This window comes from Sporosarcina sp. QA0331 (genome assembly GCF_055808055.1).
The window spans coordinates 2,178,575-2,198,012 of the sequence record NZ_CM147850.1; the positions used below are offsets into that span (position 1 = coordinate 2,178,575).

The 19,438-nt window shown below is 44.6% G+C and carries 15 protein-coding genes; all 15 read right to left on the minus strand.

Features of this window, described 5'->3' with window-relative positions:
- Nucleotides 1–7 precede the first annotated feature (7 nt).
- The 15 genes from pnp to dxr all read right to left on the minus strand — a co-directional run bounded on the left by pnp (nt 8) and on the right by dxr (nt 19,429).
- Complete coding sequence (pnp, locus tag AC0L13_RS10925; RefSeq protein ID WP_473639496.1) at nt 8–2,131, minus strand: polyribonucleotide nucleotidyltransferase; 2,124 nt, start codon at nt 2,129–2,131, stop codon at nt 8–10.
- Between the two features lie 155 nt (nt 2,132–2,286).
- Entirely contained in the window at nt 2,287–2,556 is a 270-nt protein-coding gene (gene rpsO, locus AC0L13_RS10930) for a 30S ribosomal protein S15 (protein ID WP_440499480.1), read from the minus strand.
- Nucleotides 2,557–2,930: 374 nt separating this feature from the next.
- Nucleotides 2,931–3,878, minus strand: a complete 948-nt coding sequence (locus AC0L13_RS10935) for a bifunctional riboflavin kinase/FAD synthetase (RefSeq protein ID WP_473639499.1) — start codon at nt 3,876–3,878, stop codon at nt 2,931–2,933.
- An 11-nt stretch (nt 3,879–3,889) separates the two neighbouring features.
- Complete coding sequence (gene truB, locus AC0L13_RS10940; protein WP_473639501.1) at nt 3,890–4,801, minus strand: tRNA pseudouridine(55) synthase TruB; 912 nt, start codon at nt 4,799–4,801, stop codon at nt 3,890–3,892.
- An 81-nt stretch (nt 4,802–4,882) separates the two neighbouring features.
- Nucleotides 4,883–5,230, minus strand: coding sequence for a 30S ribosome-binding factor RbfA (gene rbfA, locus AC0L13_RS10945; protein ID WP_473639503.1), 348 nt, complete (start codon nt 5,228–5,230; stop codon nt 4,883–4,885).
- Between the two features lie 22 nt (nt 5,231–5,252).
- Nucleotides 5,253–5,531 (minus strand): DUF503 domain-containing protein, encoded by a 279-nt coding sequence (locus tag AC0L13_RS10950; protein ID WP_473639505.1) that lies wholly within the window; start codon nt 5,529–5,531, stop codon nt 5,253–5,255.
- Entirely contained in the window at nt 5,528–8,002 is a 2,475-nt protein-coding gene (gene infB / locus AC0L13_RS10955; RefSeq protein ID WP_473639507.1) for a translation initiation factor IF-2, read from the minus strand. The genes AC0L13_RS10950 and infB overlap by 4 nt, the downstream gene beginning before the upstream one ends.
- Nucleotides 7,950–8,327 (minus strand): YlxQ family RNA-binding protein, encoded by a 378-nt coding sequence (locus AC0L13_RS10960; protein ID WP_473639509.1) that lies wholly within the window; start codon nt 8,325–8,327, stop codon nt 7,950–7,952. The genes infB and AC0L13_RS10960 overlap by 53 nt, the downstream gene beginning before the upstream one ends.
- The gene (rnpM, locus tag AC0L13_RS10965; RefSeq protein WP_440499487.1) at nt 8,324–8,602 is read right to left on the minus strand and encodes an RNase P modulator RnpM; all 279 of its coding nucleotides are present in this window, start codon (nt 8,600–8,602) and stop codon (nt 8,324–8,326) included. Before rnpM ends, AC0L13_RS10960 begins: the two co-directional genes overlap by 4 nt.
- Nucleotides 8,603–8,621: 19 nt before the next feature.
- A complete protein-coding gene (gene nusA, locus AC0L13_RS10970) occupies nt 8,622–9,842 on the minus strand; it encodes a transcription termination factor NusA (protein ID WP_473639512.1) in 1,221 nt (406 codons plus the stop codon).
- 22 nt (nt 9,843–9,864) lie between these two features.
- A complete protein-coding gene (rimP, locus tag AC0L13_RS10975; RefSeq protein ID WP_473639514.1) occupies nt 9,865–10,341 on the minus strand; it encodes a ribosome maturation factor RimP in 477 nt (158 codons plus the stop codon).
- 334 nt (nt 10,342–10,675) lie between these two features.
- Nucleotides 10,676–14,992, minus strand: coding sequence for a PolC-type DNA polymerase III (locus tag AC0L13_RS10980; RefSeq protein ID WP_473639516.1), 4,317 nt, complete (start codon nt 14,990–14,992; stop codon nt 10,676–10,678).
- Nucleotides 14,993–15,066: 74 nt separating this feature from the next.
- Nucleotides 15,067–16,767 (minus strand): proline--tRNA ligase, encoded by a 1,701-nt coding sequence (locus AC0L13_RS10985; RefSeq protein WP_473639518.1) that lies wholly within the window; start codon nt 16,765–16,767, stop codon nt 15,067–15,069.
- A gap of 209 nt (nt 16,768–16,976) precedes the next feature.
- Nucleotides 16,977–18,236, minus strand: coding sequence for an RIP metalloprotease RseP (gene rseP / locus AC0L13_RS10990; RefSeq protein ID WP_473639520.1), 1,260 nt, complete (start codon nt 18,234–18,236; stop codon nt 16,977–16,979).
- A gap of 44 nt (nt 18,237–18,280) precedes the next feature.
- Nucleotides 18,281–19,429, minus strand: coding sequence for a 1-deoxy-D-xylulose-5-phosphate reductoisomerase (gene dxr / locus AC0L13_RS10995; RefSeq protein WP_473639522.1), 1,149 nt, complete (start codon nt 19,427–19,429; stop codon nt 18,281–18,283).
- Between the last annotated feature and the right edge of the window lie 9 nt (nt 19,430–19,438).

Consider the following 19,438-nt stretch of genomic DNA (forward strand, 5'->3'; position numbering starts at 1 on the left):
ATATTGATTATTCGTTTTTCCCTTTTTCGGCCGCTTCTTTTTCTTCTTTCAAAACGACTTTACGGGAAAGATTCACACGGCCTTGATTGTCAATTTCGATTACCTTCACAAGAAGTTCATCGCCCATTTTCAATACATCCTCAACCGCTTTCGTACGTTCTTCTTGAATTTCGGAAATATGAAGAAGTCCGTCTTTGCCAGGGAAGATTTCTAGGAATGCGCCGAATTTTTCAATTCGTTTCACTTTACCTAAATAATATTCTCCGACTTTCGCTTCACGAACAATGTTTTCAATCATCGTTTTCGCTTTTTCGTTCATATCCGAATTAGGCGAAGAAATGTAGATTGTGCCATCTTGTTCTGTATCGATTTTAACATTTGTTTCTTCGATGATTTTATTGATTACTTTTCCGCCAGGTCCGATGACGTCGCGGATCTTGTCTGGATTAATGCGGATCATAATAATCTTAGGCGCATATTGTGAAAGCTCTTCACGAGGCGTGGAAATAGTTGCCATCATATGACCGAGGATATGCATCCGACCGATTTTCGCTTGAGCTAAAGATTCTTCTAGTATTTGACGGGATAGTCCTTCAATTTTAATGTCCATTTGAAGAGCTGTAATCCCTTTTTCTGTTCCAGCCACTTTGAAGTCCATATCGCCAAGATGGTCTTCCATCCCTTGGATATCGGAAAGAACGGAATAGTTGTCCCCTTTCTTCACAAGCCCCATCGCGATTCCCGCAACTGGTGCTTTGATCGGAATTCCTGCATCCATCATAGCCATTGTAGAGGCACAGATTGACGCTTGGGATGACGATCCATTCGACTCCAATACTTCCGCTACGAGACGGATTGTGTATGGGAACTCTTTCTCATCTGGAATGATCGCTTCAAGTGCACGCTCACCGAGGGCACCGTGACCGATTTCACGACGGCCCGGTCCACGGATAGGACCTGTTTCCCCTACGCTGAAGTTCGGGAAGTTATAGTGATGCATGAATCTCTTCGACTCTTCCAGTCCAAGTCCGTCAATGATTTGCACTTCACCGAGCGCTCCAAGCGTACAAACACTTAGCGCCTGAGTTTGTCCACGTGTGAACAAGCCAGAACCATGTGTGCGCTGCAAAATGCCGACTTCAGAAGAAAGTGGACGGATTTCATCCAAACCACGGCCATCCGGGCGGACTTTTTCGTCAGTGATCAGGCGGCGAACTTCCTCTTTTACGAGTTGGTCCAAAATGCTTTTCACTTGCTTCATTGTTTCTTCATCCGCTTCATCGGCTGCATATTGTTCCATAACTTCATTTTTCACCGCTGTGATCGCTTCTTCGCGTGCGTGCTTCTCTTCTGTCTGGATAGCATTGATTAAATCGGATTCACATTTCGCTTTCACTTCTGCAAGCAATGCTTCGTCAAGTTCGAACAATGTAATTTCCATTTTCTCTTTGCCGACTTCAGCAATGATCTTCTCTTGGAATTCAATCAGTTGAATGATCTGCTCATGACCGAACATGATTGCTTCAAGTATGACATCCTCTGCAACTTCCTTCGCGCCGGCTTCAACCATATTGATGGCATCTTTTGTTCCAGCGACGACTAAGTCAAGTTCACTTATTTCTAATTGTTCAGGTGTCGGATTCACGATGAATTCCCCATTGATGCGTCCGATTTGCACTCCTGCAATCGGTCCTTCAAATGGGATATCGGAAATTGACAATGCTAGGGAAGAACCGAGCATTGCTGCCATTTCGGATGAGCAGTTCTGATCGACGGACATGACGAGTGAAATGACTTGTACATCATTTCGGAAGCCATCCGCGAACAATGGACGGATCGGACGGTCGATGAGGCGGCTAGTTAAAACGGCCTTCTCCGATGGGCGTCCTTCACGTTTAATGAATCCGCCGGGAATTTTCCCTACTGCGTATAATCTTTCTTCATAATTGACGGTCAATGGGAAGAAGTCAAGCGCTTTCGGATTTTTCGAAGCAGTCGCTGTAGATAGCACGCTTGTATCTCCGTAGCGTACGAGCACAGCACCATTTGCTTGTTTCGCGAGCTGACCCGTTTCAATCGTTAACGGTCTCCCAGCCCACTCAAATGAATAAACTTTTTTTTGTTTTGTCATTATGGTACCCCTCTCTAATTTCAAGCATGGACATCATACGTAGTATGTATTAAATAGTAGTGTATCAAAAAAGAAGGACATATGCGAAAAATAACATAAGATTAATCATTCAATAAAAAAAAGCGGGCAAGGCCCGCTTTTTCGTATACATCTTATTAACGGCGAAGGCCGAGTTTGGCAATAAGATCACGGTAACGTTGAACATCAGTTTCGCGTAGGTATTTAAGAAGTCTACGGCGAGTACCGACCATTTTATAAAGACCACGACGAGAATGGTGATCTTTCTTGTGTGTACGTAAATGGTTGTTCAAGTTGTTGATCTCTTCAGTAAGGATAGCGATCTGTACTTCAGCAGATCCAGTATCGTTTTCATGAGTTTTGTATTCGTTGATCAATTCATGTTTACGTTCTTGTGTAATAGCCATCCTTTTCACCTCCTAATAATTGAATATCCCCAAATCCCGAGCAAACGTTGGTGATTCGTTCTGCCAAGGAAAGGTTTGTGCGCTAGCACTGATTTATCATAACATGTGCGGATTGTGGATGCAAGAAAGAAGTCGACATTTGAACCGCTGCTTTCCGTCCGGCGCTCGCTTTCCGCTGGCATGGTTTAAGCCAATCGAACCACGAAGAGTTCGATTGGCCGTATTTCTGCGCTTTTTGCAGAAATTAAGGCATCCGGTCTACCATTCCTGCTCGCAACGCTTCGCTTTTACTCGCATACGCCGTTCTTCGTAACGGCGTTCACTGGAGTCACCGCCTTGCACTCCAAGTAGCTGGAATTGCGTTTAACAGATTATTAATTCAACTTGCTTAACAATTGTCTAGCGGTTTCTTTGTCCTTGCTTATTTGTTCGATAAGTTCATCTATCGAATTGAATTTTTGTTCAGCACGAATCCGAGCAATCCAATCGACCCCCGCTTCTTTTCCGTATAGGTCGGAATTGAAATCGAGCACATGGACTTCTACGCTTGGTTTCATTGTATTAGGATCGTGGAAGGTAGGCTTCACGCCTACATTGCAGACGCCTTTATACGATTGTCCGTCGACGGAAAAATTGACTGCGTAAACACCGTTCGCAGGTAAAATTGTTTCTTCGTCGATTGAGATATTTGCAGTTGGAAATCCGAGCAGCCTGCCTCTCTTCTCGCCGTCTATGACCGTACCAATCGTTCTGAATGGTCTACCTAGCAATGAAGCGGTCTTCTCAACATCACCTTCAGAAAGAAGCTTCCGGATGCGGGTCGATGATATTTTCTCATCGGAATCCGTCACCTTTTCGATGACTGTCGTCCCATAAGCACCGTTGGATAACGCTGCCATCTTCTCCATCGTGCCAGCACCTTTTGAACCGAATGTGAAATCGAAGCCGGCGGTCACATGCTTGATACCTAACTGCTTAATAAAAATATCGATAAATTGCTCAGGCGAAAGGGAGGCGAGGTTCCAATCGAATGTAACAATGAAAAGGGCATCAATTCCCAATTCTTCTAGTAGACGTGATTTTTCCGGATATTTTGTAATATAGCCAACCTTATTCTTCCCTTTTCCAAACAGATGCGATGGATGCGGGTCGAACGTCATGACAGCGGAACGGATTCCAAGTTCAGTTGCTTTTGCTTTTGCTTCGTTGATAACTGTTTGATGTCCTTTATGAAGTCCGTCGAAAAAACCGATAGCAAGTGAAAAAGGACCTTTATCATCGATCGTTGTCTTAGATGGATATTGCAAATGGTAAATTTCCATAAAATTCTCCCCTACTGATTGAATGGAAACATCTTGTCAGGTTTCATCAATCCTTCTTTTGTCGGATGGTTGCAATAAATCGCAATCGCTTTTTTTGCTTTCGTAAAAACGATTTTCTCCCTTCCTACGAGTGAAGGGTGTTGAGGCAGCACTTGCCCGTTCATTATCTTACCATACAGATTATCATCAATTTCTACAAATTCAAAATCGGCAAGCGCATCTTCAAGTGGTCGAATATATTGTTGAATAGTATTCTGCTTTCTTTGTTCTTCCACTTCATCAAGCGTCAAGCAATCATTTTGGCGGAAATTTCCGGAAACCGTACGGACTAAGGTTGCCATATGGGCAGGGAATCCAAGTTTTTCTCCGATTTGCACGGATAACGTTCGGATATATGTACCCTTTCCGCACGCAATTCGTATCTTGAACCGAATTTCTTCCCCTTCGAACAACTCTCTGTCATCAAGCAATTCGATTTTATATATATGTACGATCCTTTTCGGCCTTTCAACCTCTATCCCTTTTCTAGCGTATTCATACAGCCTTTTTCCATTCACTTTCACCGCTGAATACATCGGTGGAATTTGAACAATCTCACCGGTGAGCTGCTCAAGTGCATCAAGAAGCTCTTCACGTTTAATTGTTTTATATGAATCATCCGATGCAACAATAGCCCCTTCGGCATCTTCCGTTTCAGTTGATGCGGCAATCGAAACTGTGGCTATATACTCTTTGCCAGCATCCGTTACGTACTCGGCGACCTTAGTCGCTTGTCCAAGACATATTGGAAGAACGCCTTCCACGTTTGGGTCGAGCGTCCCTGTATGCCCCACTTTTTTCATACCCAAAATTTTCCTAAGCTTGAATACGCAGTCATGCGAAGTCATCCCTTTTTGTTTCCATAAAGGAAGAATCCCATCCATGTATATCCTCCTTATTTAACGTACTTATACAAAACGGAGGAAGTCGGAAAGTCCATTCGGACACCGACTTCCTCCAGTAGTTCATTCTTCTTCGCTTTTCACTTCACGAAGCAGCGATTCGATACGATTTCCGTATTCGACAGAATCATCAAAAGCAAACTCAATTTCCGGTGTCTTCCTAAGTCTGATCCGCTGCCCGATTTCCGTGCGGATAAACCCTTTCGCCTTTGTCAAGCCGGCAAGAGTTGCCTCTTTTTCCGAATCATTTCCTAACACTGAAATGAATATGGTTGCCTGTTGAAGATCGCCCGTTACTTCGACGTCCGTCACTGTGACAAAGCCGATGCGAGGGTCTTTCAATTTTTGGCCAATGATTCCGCCAAGTTCCTTTTTCATCTGTTCAGCGACACGATTCGCACGCATAGACATGGATGGTCACCCCGATTCCGTTTCAATAGTAGTCAAGTAGCATTTCTGTCATTTCCCATTCCGGATTCGATTCCAAGAAACGGATGGCCCTTCTTGTCTCCCCTTCGGCAGCATCTTTTGACGATGCAACCGAAACGATAGCAATCGTAGTTCTTTGCCATAAGTCTTGATGATCGATTTCAGAAATGGAAACGTTGAATTCATTTTTCACACGATCCATCATTCTTTTCAGAATAGATCGTTTACCTTTTAACGAATGGACGTCAGGTATGAAGAATGTACATTCAGCATAGACAATCATGTCCGTTTAACTTCCTCCATTACGAAGGCTTCAAAAATGTCGCCTTCTTTAATATCATTGAAGTTTTTAACTGTAATTCCACATTCATATCCTCTTGCGACTTCCTTAACGTCGTCCTTGAACCTCTTCAATGTATCAAGTTCACCTTCAAAGATGACAATGTTATCACGCAGGACACGCACGCCTGCGTCACGGGTAATCTTGCCTTCCGTTACATAGCTTCCCGCAATAGTACCGATTTTCGATACTTTGAACGTTTCACGGACTTCAGCTTGACCGATCACTTTTTCCTCGTATTCAGGATCCAGCAATCCTTTCATCGCCGATTCGATTTCCTCGATTACCTTATAGATGACGCGGTGCAATCGAATATCAACGCCTTCTTCTTCGGCCGCACGTTTAGCATTGACATCTGGACGCACGTTAAATCCGATGACAATTGCATTTGATGCTGCAGCTAAGGAGATATCCGATTCGTTAATCGCACCTGCTCCTGTATGGATGATTCGAACGTTAACGCCTTCCACTTCGATTTTCATAAGGGAAGCTGCCATCGCTTCAACTGTACCTTGAACGTCAGCTTTGACGATAAGGTTCAATTCCTTCATTTCCCCTTGTTTCATTTGATCGAATAGGTTGTCAAGCGTTACACGTGTTTTCTCACCACGTTGTTCCTGTAATGCATCGCCTGCTCTCGATTCACCGATTTGACGAGCTGTCTTCTCATCTTCAAAGACGACAAAGCGGTCTCCAGCCTGCGGTACATCGCTCAAACCTGTAATTTCAACCGGTGTGGATGGACCTGCATCCTTCACTCGGCGTCCAAGGTCGTTGATCATCGCGCGCACTTTACCGAATGTGTTTCCGACGACGATCGGGTCACCTACATGTAAAGTTCCATCCTGTACAAGAAGAGTTGCTACTGAACCGCGGCCACGGTCCAATTGAGCTTCAATGACAGTACCTCTAGCGCGGATATTTTTGCTCGCCTTTAACTCTGCTACTTCCGCTACGAGCAATACCATTTCGAGCAACTGATCGATTCCTTCACCTTTTAATGCAGAAATCGGTACGAAAATCGTATCTCCGCCCCAAGCTTCTGACAAAAGACCATGCTCTGTCAATTCCTGCATAACACGATCTGGATTTGCGGTAGGTTTATCCATTTTATTCACAGCAACGATGATTGGAACTTCAGCGGCTTTCGCATGGTTGATCGCTTCAATCGTTTGTGGCATGACGCCATCATCTGCTGCGACGACAAGAATTGTAATATCAGTAACTTTCGCTCCTCGCGCCCGCATTGTTGTAAATGCTGCGTGTCCAGGAGTGTCCAGGAATGTGATTTTCTTGCCTTCCGCTTCAATCTGATAAGCACCAATATGCTGCGTGATTCCACCCGCTTCTCCTTGCGTCACTTTCGTATCGCGGATCGAATCGAGCAAAGTCGTTTTACCGTGGTCAACGTGCCCCATGATTGTTACGACAGGCGGACGTTCAGTCAGTTCACCTTCCGCTTCTTCAGATTCTTCGAAATAAATTTCTAGATCCGTTACATCGATGCGGATTTCCTCTTCCACTTCGACTTCATATTCCGCACAGATCAACTCAATCGCATCTTTATCGAGCTCTTGGTTGATTGTTGCCATAACGCCAAGCATGAATAGTTTTTTGATGATTTCAGACGGTTCCCTGCCTAATTTGTTCGCAAGTTCACCAACAGTCAACGATTCATAGAAAGTGATTTTCTCCGGCAATGGCTTTTCCACCTTCGGCATCGGTGCCGGACGATGTCTTCTACGTCCTTGGTTAATGCCGCGAGCAGGTGGTCTTCCACCACGTCCTGCTGGGCGGTTGCCCCCTTGTGCGCCTTGTCCTTGACGTTGACCACCTTGAGCTGGACGGTTGCCGCCTTGTGTACCTTGCCCTTGACGTTGTCCGCCTTGTGCTGGACGGTTGCCGCCTTGCGCGCTGCCTTGTCCTTGACGCTGTCCGCCTTGAGCTGGACGATTGCCACCTTGTGCACCTTGCCCTTGACGTTGTCCGCCTTGTGCTGGACGATTGCCGCCTTGCGCTCCTTGCCCTTGACGCTGGCCGCCTTGTGCTGGACGGTTACCGCCTTGCGCTCCTTGCCCTTGACGTTGGCCGCCTTGTGCTGGACGGTTGCCGCCTTGTCCTTGACGTTGGCCGCCTTGTGCTGGACGATTGCCCTGTTTTTTATTGTCTTGTGCATTTCCTGTAGGACGTGCAGAATTTGAAGCTGGTTTCCGATCATTTTGTCCGTTTCGAGACTTGTCGGACTGGTTTGAACCACCTTTTCCAAAACGTTGATCCAATTTTGTTGTCGCATCATTATCAAGCATTGACATATGGTTCGTTACATTCACATTCATTTTTCCAAGCTCTTCGATGACTTCTTTACTCGTCCGATTCACTCGTTTCGCGTATTCGTGTACACGTATCTTCGTCATTAGCCCACCCCCGGTTATATTCGTTGAGGAGCCCGGACGCTTTTTTGGCAAAGCCGGCATCCGTTAACGCGAGTACGACCCGCGACTCTTTTCCGATTGCATGGCCGAGAGCTTCCCGGCTCCCGAATACATGCTTCTCAACGTTGTAAAAATTACATTTGTCATTCACTTTTTTATTCGTGTTTTTTGAGGCATCTTCAGAAACGATGACTAAGCGTGCATTACCCGAACGTACTTCTTTGACGACTAGTTCCTCGCCAGTGATAAGCTTCCGGGCTCTTGCAGCCATCCCTAACAATTGGAAGATTTCCGTAGGATGATTCATTTCAATGCCTCACGACGGATTGCATGCAGTAGATCCTCATAGACTTCTGCAGGCACCGATGTCCCAAGCTGGCTTTCAATCGATCGATTGCGTTTTGCTGCTTCAACAGCTTCTTCAGTTTTCGATACATATGTACCACGTCCTGATTTTTTGCCTGTCAAATCGACTGAAACTTCACCTTCCTTTGTGCGGACAATGCGAATCATTTCTTTCTTTGGTAACATCTCGCCTGTCGCCGCACATTTTCGCAAAGGGATTTTCTTTTTGCTTGTCATGGGCAGTCATCCTTTCAACTCAATTGTCTTCGTTTGTTTCAGAATATAGATCGATCGTTTCCAAATCGGATTCTTCTTCTGGTTCGTCATCGAAATACGGATCTTCATTATATTCATCGTTTCCATTTTCGGTAACGGCATATACATCATTCTCAAATAGTCGTTCTTCAACCGAATGATCGGTAGTAGGAGGATAGATGCCTAACTCACGCGCATCCGTTTCACTTTTGATGTCAATTTTCCACCCTGTCAATTTAGCTGCCAATCGGGCATTCTGTCCGCGTTTCCCGATTGCCAATGATAATTGGTAATCCGGCACTACGACAGTTGTCGATCTGTCCTCTTCGTTCACTTGAACGTCCAATACTTTGGAAGGGCTCAATGCATTCGCCACAAAGATGACAGGATCCTCGGACCATTCTACGATATCAACTTTTTCACCGTTCAATTCATTTGAAATTGATTGAACACGCGCTCCGCGGGAACCTACACAGGAACCGACAGGATCCACTTCTTCATTATTTGTATGGACTGAGATTTTCGAACGATCTCCTGCCTCACGTGCGATTGATTTGATTTCGACTGTGCCGTCGTATATTTCCGGCACTTCCATTTCAAACAAACGGCGTAAAAGACCAGGATGCGTACGGGAGACAAATACTTGAGGCCCTCTTGAAGTACGCTCTACTTTAGTAATATACACTTTGATACGGTCATGAGGCTGATATGACTCTGTAGTGATCTGTTCGCTTGCAGGCAGCACTGCCTCCACTTTTCCAAGCCCTACATAAAGATTTCTTGCGTCAAGGCGCTCAACAATTCCATTGACGATATCATCTTCCCTATCAACATATTCGTCATAGATAAGACCGCGTTCAGCTTCACGTACACGTTGCGTAACGACTTGCTTCGCAGTTTGCGCTGCGATCCGGCCGAAATCACGTGGAGTCACTTCTTCTTCGACAATATCTCCGATTTCATAAGCGGGGTTGATAGCTTCTGCGTCTTCAAGAGCGATTTGAAGTCTTTCATCTTCCACTTCTTCAACGACATCTTTACGTGAATATACTTTCATCGTCCCTTTTTCCAAATTCAAATCGACACGCACGTTTTGTGCCTGGTTAAAGTTTCTTTTATATGCGGTAACAAGTGCCGCTTCAATCGCTTCCACAATTACATCCCTCGAAATTCCTTTCTGCTTTTCAAGGGCTGTCAATGCATCGAGTAGATCACTACTCATAATTAATCACTCCTATATTCAATTATGCGGAAAAATTGATCGCCAATCGTGCAAATGCAATTTTTTCCTTTTCGATGGCGACTTGCAATTTCCGAGTCTTAATGCGAATTTCAACTTCTGCTGCATCCGGACCGTAAGATAGCAAGTATCCTTCGAACTCTTTCATGCCATTGATCGGTTCATACGTTTTAATGAAAACATATTGACCGATCGCTTTTTTGAAATCCTCTTCTTTTTTCAGTGGACGTTCTGCGCCGGGCGAGGATACTTCTAGGAAATAGTTCTGAGAAATCGGATCTGTGCGATCCAGTTCTTCACTAAGCCTCTCGCTCACTAGTGCACATTGTTCGATATCGATATTCCCTTCCGGCGTATCGACATAAACCCGTAAAAACCAGTCTCTTCCTTCTTTCACAAACTCGATATCAACCAATTCCAACTCAAGGTCATTCACTATCGGATTGACGAGCTTTTCAACTTCTTCCGTAATTTTACTCATCATAACCCTCCCGAAATTTGATTCAAACTTGTCTTATTCGAATTGAACAACAGAAAAGAGCGGGAAATCCCACTCTTTTTTCGCAAGACATATAGCAAAAGTTGCACCAATTATACCATCTACTGGGCATCATTGCAAATGATGTGCAAAAGCGGAGGGCGCTTGCCAAGGGGCGACAGGCATAAGGCGAAGATGCTGCGCTGCTCGTAACGCTACGCTTTTACTCGCAAAAGCCGTTCTTCGTGACGGCTTTAGCTTTGACTTATGACCCGAGCTCCTGGCGCACGGAGTCCAGACGACGCCAAATGATTGCTGTTTCCAATTGACACATCGATTAGAAAAGAGAAAGTTGGTTTGAATCTGGCATGCCTTCCAAGCAGCCTAACGAATCCATATATTCAATGACCGTTTTCGAGACTCTTCCCCGCTGTTGCAAATCTTCTTTCGATAAGAAGATACCATCCTGACGGGCTTCGACGATCGCTTTGGCGACGTTTGTCCCTAGGGAAGGAATGGCATCGAACGGCGGTATCAATTGATTGCCATCGATAATGAATTCGGATGCAGAGGATTTGTATAGATCTGGCTTCGCGAATGTAAAGCCCCGCTCAACCATTTCCAATGAAATCTCAAGTACTGTAAGCAAGTTTTTCTCTTTAGGTGATGCTTCTAAACCTTTGTCGTTAATCTCTTTGATTTTCGCACGGATGGAAGCATTGCCTTTCGTCATTGTCGCAAGATCATAATCGGTCGCACGGACAGTGAAATAGGCTGCATAATACATGATCGGATGGTGCACCTTGAAATAAGCGATCCGTAGAGCCATAAGAACATAAGCGGCGGCGTGCGCCTTCGGGAACATATATTTGATCTTTTTACATGAATCAATATACCAGCCAGGTACATCATTCGCCTTCATCTCTTCTTCGAATTCAGGCGTCAAACCTTTCCCCTTCCGGACCGATTCCATTATTTTAAAGGCCATCGACGGCTCAAGCCCTTGGTATATCAAGTAAACCATAATATCATCACGGCAGCCGATTACATCGGATAATTGACAGATTTTATTTTGGATGAGCTCTTGGGCATTTCCAAGCCAGACGTCCGTCCCGTGGGAAAGGCCGGAAATTTGGATGAGCTCTGAAAATGTCGATGGCTTCGTTTCCTCAAGCATTTGCCGTACGAAACGAGTACCGAATTCAGGCACACCTAAAGTTCCCGTCTTGCAATCGATCTGTTCTTCCGTGACACCTAATGACGAAGTCCCGCTAAACAGCGCCATAACTCCATCGTCATCCGGCGGAATCGTTTTCGGGTCGATCCCCGAAAGGTCTTCGAGCATTTTGATCATCGTCGGATCATCGTGACCCAGTATGTCCAGCTTCAAAAGGTTATTATCAATTGAATGGAAGTCAAAATGCGTCGTCCGCCAGCTTGAGGCTGTATCATCTGCCGGGAATTGAATCGGTGTAAAATCAAATATCTCCATATTGTCCGGGACAACGATGATTCCGCCTGGATGCTGCCCGGTATTCCTCTTGACGCCCGTACAACCTTGGACGAGTCTGTCAATTTCCGCACCGCGCAAATGAAGGTTATTATCATTCATATATCCGCGGACATAGCCGTACGCAGTCTTTTCGGCAACTGTGCCAATCGTTCCCGCACGATACACAAAGTCCTCTCCGAAAAGCTCTTTCGTGTAGTTATGTGCATGTGCTTGGTACTCTCCACTGAAGTTCAAATCGATATCCGGAACTTTATCTCCATTGAATCCGAGGAAGGTTTCGAATGGTATATCCTGTCCATCTTTTTTGAACATCGTCCCGCAAGACGGACACGCCTTGTCCGGCAAGTCAAAACCGGAGCCGACTGAACCGTCGTCAAAGAACTCGGACGTCTTGCATGATGGACATACATAATGCGGAGGCATCGGGTTTACTTCCGTAATTTCCATCATCGTTGCGACGAGGGAAGAGCCGACTGATCCACGGGAACCGACAAGATAACCGTCATCCAATGATTTCTTTACGAGCTTATGTGAAATGAGATAAATGACGGCAAAGCCATTGTCGATGATCGATTTCAATTCCTTCTCGATCCGCGCTTCAATTATTTCAGGAAGCTGTTCACCGTAAATGCTGCGTGCCATTGAATAAGTGAGATCCCTAACTTCATCATCCGCTCCGACAATCGTAGGCGTATACAGATCATCTTTAATTACTTTCACATCTCCGACACGGTCCGCAATCGCCTGCGGATTGTCGATGACAATTTGTTCAGCAACTTCTTCGCCTAAAAACGAGAAGTGCTCGAGCATATCGTCAGTCGTCCGGAAATGAACTTCAGGCAAGGAATGACGATTCATAGGGTTAGCGCCGCCTTGAGAACGGACAAGCACTTGACGATACATGGCGTCTGTCTCGTCGATATAGTGGACATTCCCTGTTGCACAGACAGGAAGCCCGACTTTTTTCCCGAGCTTGATCATCTTCCGCATAATATCTTCCAAATTCCATTCATCCCTGACCAATTCCAGTTCAATTAGATGGGAGTAGGCAGGTTTCGGATGAAGTTCAAGGTAATCGTAAAATCCTGCAATTTCCTCGACCTCTTCCATCGACTTCTGCATTAAACCTTCAAAGACTTCCCCTTTGTCACATCCCGAGCCGACGAGAAGCCCTTTTCGATACTTCATCAATAAAGAGCGCGGAATACGCGGGACTCTATAAAAGTATTCCATATGGGAAATGGAGACGAGTTTGAAAAGGTTTTTCAAGCCTTCATCATCCGTTGCAAGCAATGTGCAGTGGGATGGCCTAGACCTTTTATAAGCATCCCCTTCCCCGATATTCTTATTGAAATCGTCCAAGTATTCGATTCCTTTTTCCGTTGCCGCATCTTTCATAAGACGAATGAATAAATATGCCGTTGCTTCTGTATCGTAAATCGCGCGGTGATGCTGTGTCAGTTCAATATCGAACTTCTTGGCTAACGTATTTAATCGGTGATTCCGCATTTCCGGATATAAGAAACGTGCCAACTCGAGCGTATCGATGACCGGATAGCTTTTATCGTGCAGCCCCGCCTTCTTGCTTGCTTCGTAAAAGAAGCCCATATCGAATGATGCGTTATGCGCGACAAGGATTGCATCACCAATAAATTCCTTGAAGTCTTTTATCACTTCCGACACTTCAGGTGCGTCCTTCACCATATCATCCGTAATGCCTGTCAGTTCGGTCGTTGTCGAAGACAGAGGGTGATGTGGGTTCGCAAACCTTTCAAACCTCTCTTTAATCTCACCATTCACTACTTTGACCGCAGCCAACTCTATAATTGTGTCGTAGACAGCAGACAAGCCGGTCGTCTCTACGTCAAATACGACAAATGTATCATCTTCAAGGTGTCGATGCTGCTCGTCATATACGATCGGCACCCCATCATCTACCAAGTTTGCCTCTAAGCCGAATAATACTTTTATGCCGTTCTTTTTGCCTGCTGCATATGCTTCAGGAAATGACTGGACGTTTGCATGATCGGTAATTGCAATCGCCGGATGTCCCCATTTTGCCGCTTGTGCGACTAATGCCGATGCTGATGTCACTGCATCCATCTGGCTCATCATCGTATGGGCATGCAATTCAATCCGTTTGCGATCTTCAGGAGCATTGTCTTTCCGGATAATTGGAGTGATTTCCATAATATCTTGAGCCATCATGATAAGATCCCGCACAAATGTGTCGTTCTGTATGCTGCCTCGAGCACGGACCCATGCGCCTTTTTTCAATGTTTTCATGAGCTCCGCATCTTCGTTATCCCTAGAGAACATTTTTACTAAAATGGAATCGGTATAATCGGTAACTTTCATTGTCAGTAATGAACGACCGCTTCTCAATTCCCTTACTTCTGTATCGAACACGTAGCCTTCAATCGTAATGCGTCTTTCCTCATCTTGAATCGTTTGGATACCGACGATCGGTTCATCAGGTTTAATTGGAACACCTAAGACAAATGGTCTGTTGCCGACATCTCCGTTCTCCTTCTTCATTGCTTCCATTTTCTGAAGGTTGGCTAAGGCGTTTTTCGCGTACTCTTCTTCTTCAGCTTTTTTCTGTGCCATAAATGCTAGTATTTCCGCCTCGTTGTCTTCTGCACCTTCATTAATCGTGAATTCAACAGCCATCGAAGGAAAGCCGAAAGTTTCATATACTCCGGCGATAAGTGGCCCATACTTATTTTTCATTGTTTGCCGTTCAAAGTCATTCGCACAAGTCAATGTCATCTTCTCACCAACGAGTACAGGCTGTTGACTAATGAGCCTTTCGCGGATTGGAGGTGACATATCCCTCATTTCTTCAATTACATGTGGCCAATAGCCGACGATCAACTCGGGATTACCTTCTGTCGCCCGTACTTTAATTTGAAGGCGTACCGTTGCTATGGACGTAAAGGCTTCCCGCATTCTTTGTTGGAATAACTGATAGACGGCAACAGGCAACGTCTTTTCAAGCTCAACATTGAATTGCCAAATTCTCGATTTGCGATGAATATCTACTCGTTCCAATGTTCCTTGCTCAAAATAGGAGACCGTTTGATCATCCGTCAATCCAATCTGTTGCAACAACGTGAGCAAATTAACTTTCGCATCCATATGTATACCCCCGTTTCGTACAGTGAAAAGAAGGGAAGTGCCGATTTCGGCCTCCCCTCCTTACCACTTATTTTTTAACTAAAAAAGGCTTGCAGCTTTTCAGTCACTTCTTCTTTTTGCCATTCAACCGTTTCGCCAGTCTCTCTAAATTTCACTTCAACGATACCTTCTTGCGCTTTCTTGCCAATTGTAAGTCGAACTGGCAATCCAATAAGATCGGCATCCGTGAATTTCACACCCGCTCTTTCGTCACGGTCATCATGTAAAATGTCATACCGGTACGATTTCAATAAATGATAAAGCTCCTCCGACAATTTTACTTGCGCCTCATCCTTCATATTGATAGTCACAAGATGTATGTCATAGGGAGACAGCTGCTTCGGCAATTTTAACCCATTCGCATCATTGTATTGCTCTGCAAGAGCAGACAAGATCCGAGAAACTCCAATGCCATAGCAACCCATAAGGTACGGTTGAGCTTTGCCGTTTTCATCGAGGTATGTCGCTTTCATCGGCTCACTATAAACTGTTCCCAATTTAAAGATATGGCCGAGTTCAATCCCTTTGGCAAACCGAATCGTTCCATTTCCATCAGGCGACGGATCTCCTTCTTTGATGAATCGCAAGTCCAAAAAACGATCGATTGCAAAATCACGTTCCGGATTCACGTTCACTAAGTGATAGCCGTCTTCATTTGCGCCGCAAACGCCGTTTACGACCTTTTCAACAGCATAGTCTGCGTAGACTTTCAAATCAAGTGGCAATTTGACAGGACCAATCGAACCTGCTTTGCATGCAAGCATTTCTTCAATCTCTATTTCTGTGGCAAGACTAATATCATTAGCGTGTATAGCATTTTTCAACTTAATCTCGTTGATATCATGATCGCCTCGTGATAGAACGACAATCAGTTTATCATCCGCTTTGAAAATAAGCGTCTTGATTACTTTTGAAGGTTCAACGTTTAAGAAATTCGCTACTTCCGATATTGTCTTCTGTCCTGGCGTATCGACTTTCATAATCTCTTTCAATGTTTCTTTAGGCGTTTCATATTCTACATTGACTTCAGCCATTTCGATATTGGCTGCATATGGGGAAGAATCACTATAAGCGATCGTATCTTCCCCAATATCGGACAAGGCCATGAATTCATGAGTACCTTTGCCTCCGATTGTTCCGCCATCAGCAATGACAGCACGGTAATCCAAGCCGAGTCTCGAGAAGATATTCGAGTATGCTTGCATCATTTCATTGTATTTTTCTTCCAAACTATCGTTTGTTGAATGAAATGAATAAGCGTCTTTCATGATAAATTCCCTGCCGCGAAGCAGTCCGAATCTTGGCCGCTTCTCATCTCTGAACTTCGTTTGGATTTGATAGACCGTCAGCGGCAGTTTCTTATAGGATTTTATTTCATCTCTGACGAGCGATGTAACGACTTCTTCATGAGTAGGGCCAAGAGCCATTTGGCGATCGTGGCGATCGTTAATCCTGAAGAGTTCGGAGCCGTACGTATTCCATCTGCCTGTCTCTTCCCAAAGATCGGATGACTGCAATGTCGGCATGAACATTTCAACAGCGTCTATTGCGTCCATCTCTTCTCTGATGATGTTCTCAATTTTACGAATCACTTTTTTCGCTAATGGAAGGAAGGAATAGACGCCGCTCATATGTTGGCGGATATATCCTGCTCTTAGCAGAAGTTGGTGAGAGATGATATCGGCATCCGTTGGTATTTCACGCATTGTCGGGATGAATGTCCGTGATTGTTTCATGAAAGCTTTCACCTCGAATTTCTATTAAATATTAATAAACAGTTGCTTTCCGTTCCAGGCGGACGCTTTACTGCTCGCAACGCTTCACTTTTGCTCGCAAAAGCCGTTCTTCGTAACGGCTTTCGATGGAGTCGCCGCCTTCCACTCCAATCAACTGAAGACCAATGGAACGAATAAATTGTTCTCCTTACATCATATTTGTGATGATTTTAGAAGAAGAATTTTTGTATGTCATTCCAGGTGACGACGAGCATTAGGACCATTAGCAACATGATGCCTACGAAGTGGACCATGCCTTCTTTTTGCTTGTCGATCGGTTTGCCGCGTACTCCTTCAAATAGGAAGAAGAGCAGTCTACCACCATCCAATGCAGGTAAAGGTAAAAGGTTCATGATCCCTAAGTTGATGCTCAATACGGCAGCCCAGTTCATGAGGGAGAACACACCCCATTGTGCAACTGTCTCGGTCGCTTTATAAATGCCGACAGGACCGCTTAATGCGTCAATTGTAAACTTACCGGTAACGAGCATACCTAGCAGCTCGAAAATTCTTTTCATCCAGCTAAATGTCTGCTCCGCTCCAAAGGCAAATGCTTTTAATGCATTTTTTTCTAATGGACTTTCGTACATAACACCGATTTGTCCAAATTTCTGTCCAGCGTCAACCAATGTTTCAGGAACGACGGCTAACGTCACTAATTCTCCTGCTCTCTCGACCTTCAATTGAAGATTTTCACCAGGGTTTTTCTGGATTGTCTCAGTGAATTCTTGCCAGCTTACGATTGGCTTGCCGTCCACTTCCTTAACATAGTCACCTGCTTGCATTCCAGCAGCGTAAGCAGGGCTATCATCGATTACTTCCTTAATAATCGGCTCATTTGTAGGAATTCCATGCAAAAGGCCGATCGCTAAAAAGATGAAGAAAGCAAGAATGAAATTGAAGAGGGGTCCTGCAAAAATAGCCATTGCCCGACTTCCCAATGGTTTTGAATCAAATTGGCGATCATATGGAGCAATTAGCGTTTCCTGCCCCTTTTCATAGATGACTGCATTGCGGGAAACCTCGTATTTCATTAGATTTCCATCTTCATCATAACCTTCGATGAAAAGTTCTTTGCTTAAATCAGCAGTTTCCGTTTCTAAAAACAGAACGTTCGGATTTGATACATCGCGATTCAAATAGATTTTTTCGATTTTATCATCATCGTTCAAAATGACTCCAACGCGATAACCAGGTTGCAATTCGACTGTGTCGATATCATCGCCTGCCATTCTCACATACCCGCCTATCGGAAGAATACGGAGTGTATAAAGAGTCTCTTTTTTCCTATATGCAAATATTTTTGGCCCCATGCCGATTGCGAATTCGCGCACCATAATTCCAGCCTTTTTTGCGAAGAGGAAATGCCCTAACTCATGAAAAAAGACAAGAGAACCAAATATGATAATAAACGCAATAACGGTTTCCATAAAAAACCACCTTAACTGGCCCAATCGGCCGGATTATGAACTACTCATTTCACCATATCATACACCATTTTACGTGTAATTGAATCGGTTTCCAATATCGCTTCCAAATTCGGAGCGGAAATCGACTGATGATTGTCCATCATCCGTTCCACAATCTCCTCGATTTGAAGGAAAGGAATCTTTCCTTGCATGAACAATTGGACCGCCACTTCATTTGCAGCGTTCATTACTGTCGGCATTGTGCCGCCTTCCTTACCTGCCTCATAAGCGAGAGCAAGTGCTTTGAACCTTTCGAAATCCATCTTTTCAAAGTGAAGTGTGCTTATTTCCTCTAGACGGAGCGGTTTTGCATTTTGCATCGGAATACGATCCGGATACGTCATTGCATATTGGATCGGTACCCGCATATCAGGTGAACCAAGTTGCGCCATGACACTCGTATCTTCAAATTCAACCATGGAGTGGATGATGCTTTCCTTGTGCAATAAGCAATCGATCTTGTTGTACGGCATGTTGAATAAATGATGCGCCTCAATCACTTCAAGTCCTTTATTCATCATAGTTGCGGAATCGATCGTCAATTTATTGCCCATGGACCAATTCGGATGAGCTAATGCCTGCTCTACGGTTACGCTTTGCAATTGGTCTCTCGTCAAATTCCTGAAACTACCGCCTGATGCCGTCAAAATCAGACGGGAAACTCGTTTCGGATTTTCACCGTTTAATGACTGAAAGAGTGCCGAGTGTTCACTATCGACAGGTAGAAGTGTGACATTCCGTTTTTTCGCTTCTTCCATGACGATATCACCAGCTGCTACAAGTGTCTCTTTGTTCGCGATGGCAATTGTGATGCCTTCTTGGATAGCTCTCATAGTAGGCTCTAGTCCGACGCTTCCAATCACAGCATTGACGAGCATGTCCGCGCGCGTCTGTGCCGCAACTTCAATGAGACCTTCTTTTCCATATACAAATCGTGTTTCCGGAAATTCTGATTGCAATGATTCTGCGTCCTCTTTATGCATGACAGATACAAGTTCCGGACGGAATTGCGCTGTAATTTCCCTCACTTTACCAATATTCATCCCAGCAGAAAAAGATACGAGTTTAAATTGCTCTTTGTTTGATTGAATTATATCGAGAGTCTGTATCCCGATCGATCCCGTCGCACCGAGAAGACTTATTTTTTTCGTCATAATATGTTT

Excerpts from the sequence above, each read along its gene's own strand:
- pnp (WP_473639496.1), bottom strand. The coding sequence starts at position 2,131 with ATGACAAAACAAAAAAAAGTTTATTCATTTGAGTGGGCTGGGAGACCG.
- rpsO (WP_440499480.1), bottom strand. The coding sequence starts at position 2,556 with ATGGCTATTACACAAGAACGTAAACATGAATTGATCAACGAATACAAA.
- AC0L13_RS10935 (WP_473639499.1), bottom strand. The coding sequence starts at position 3,878 with ATGGAAATTTACCATTTGCAATATCCATCTAAGACAACGATCGATGAT.
- truB (WP_473639501.1), bottom strand. The coding sequence starts at position 4,801 with ATGGATGGGATTCTTCCTTTATGGAAACAAAAAGGGATGACTTCGCAT.
- rbfA (WP_473639503.1), bottom strand. The coding sequence starts at position 5,230 with ATGTCTATGCGTGCGAATCGTGTCGCTGAACAGATGAAAAAGGAACTT.
- AC0L13_RS10950 (WP_473639505.1), bottom strand. The coding sequence starts at position 5,531 with ATGATTGTCTATGCTGAATGTACATTCTTCATACCTGACGTCCATTCG.
- infB (WP_473639507.1), bottom strand. The coding sequence starts at position 8,002 with ATGACGAAGATACGTGTACACGAATACGCGAAACGAGTGAATCGGACG.
- AC0L13_RS10960 (WP_473639509.1), bottom strand. The coding sequence starts at position 8,327 with ATGAATCATCCTACGGAAATCTTCCAATTGTTAGGGATGGCTGCAAGA.
- rnpM (WP_440499487.1), bottom strand. The coding sequence starts at position 8,602 with ATGACAAGCAAAAAGAAAATCCCTTTGCGAAAATGTGCGGCGACAGGC.
- nusA (WP_473639512.1), bottom strand. The coding sequence starts at position 9,842 with ATGAGTAGTGATCTACTCGATGCATTGACAGCCCTTGAAAAGCAGAAA.
- rimP (WP_473639514.1), bottom strand. The coding sequence starts at position 10,341 with ATGAGTAAAATTACGGAAGAAGTTGAAAAGCTCGTCAATCCGATAGTG.
- AC0L13_RS10980 (WP_473639516.1), bottom strand. The coding sequence starts at position 14,992 with ATGGATGCGAAAGTTAATTTGCTCACGTTGTTGCAACAGATTGGATTG.
- AC0L13_RS10985 (WP_473639518.1), bottom strand. The coding sequence starts at position 16,767 with ATGAAACAATCACGGACATTCATCCCGACAATGCGTGAAATACCAACG.
- rseP (WP_473639520.1), bottom strand. The coding sequence starts at position 18,236 with ATGGAAACCGTTATTGCGTTTATTATCATATTTGGTTCTCTTGTCTTT.
- dxr (WP_473639522.1), bottom strand. The coding sequence starts at position 19,429 with ATGACGAAAAAAATAAGTCTTCTCGGTGCGACGGGATCGATCGGGATA.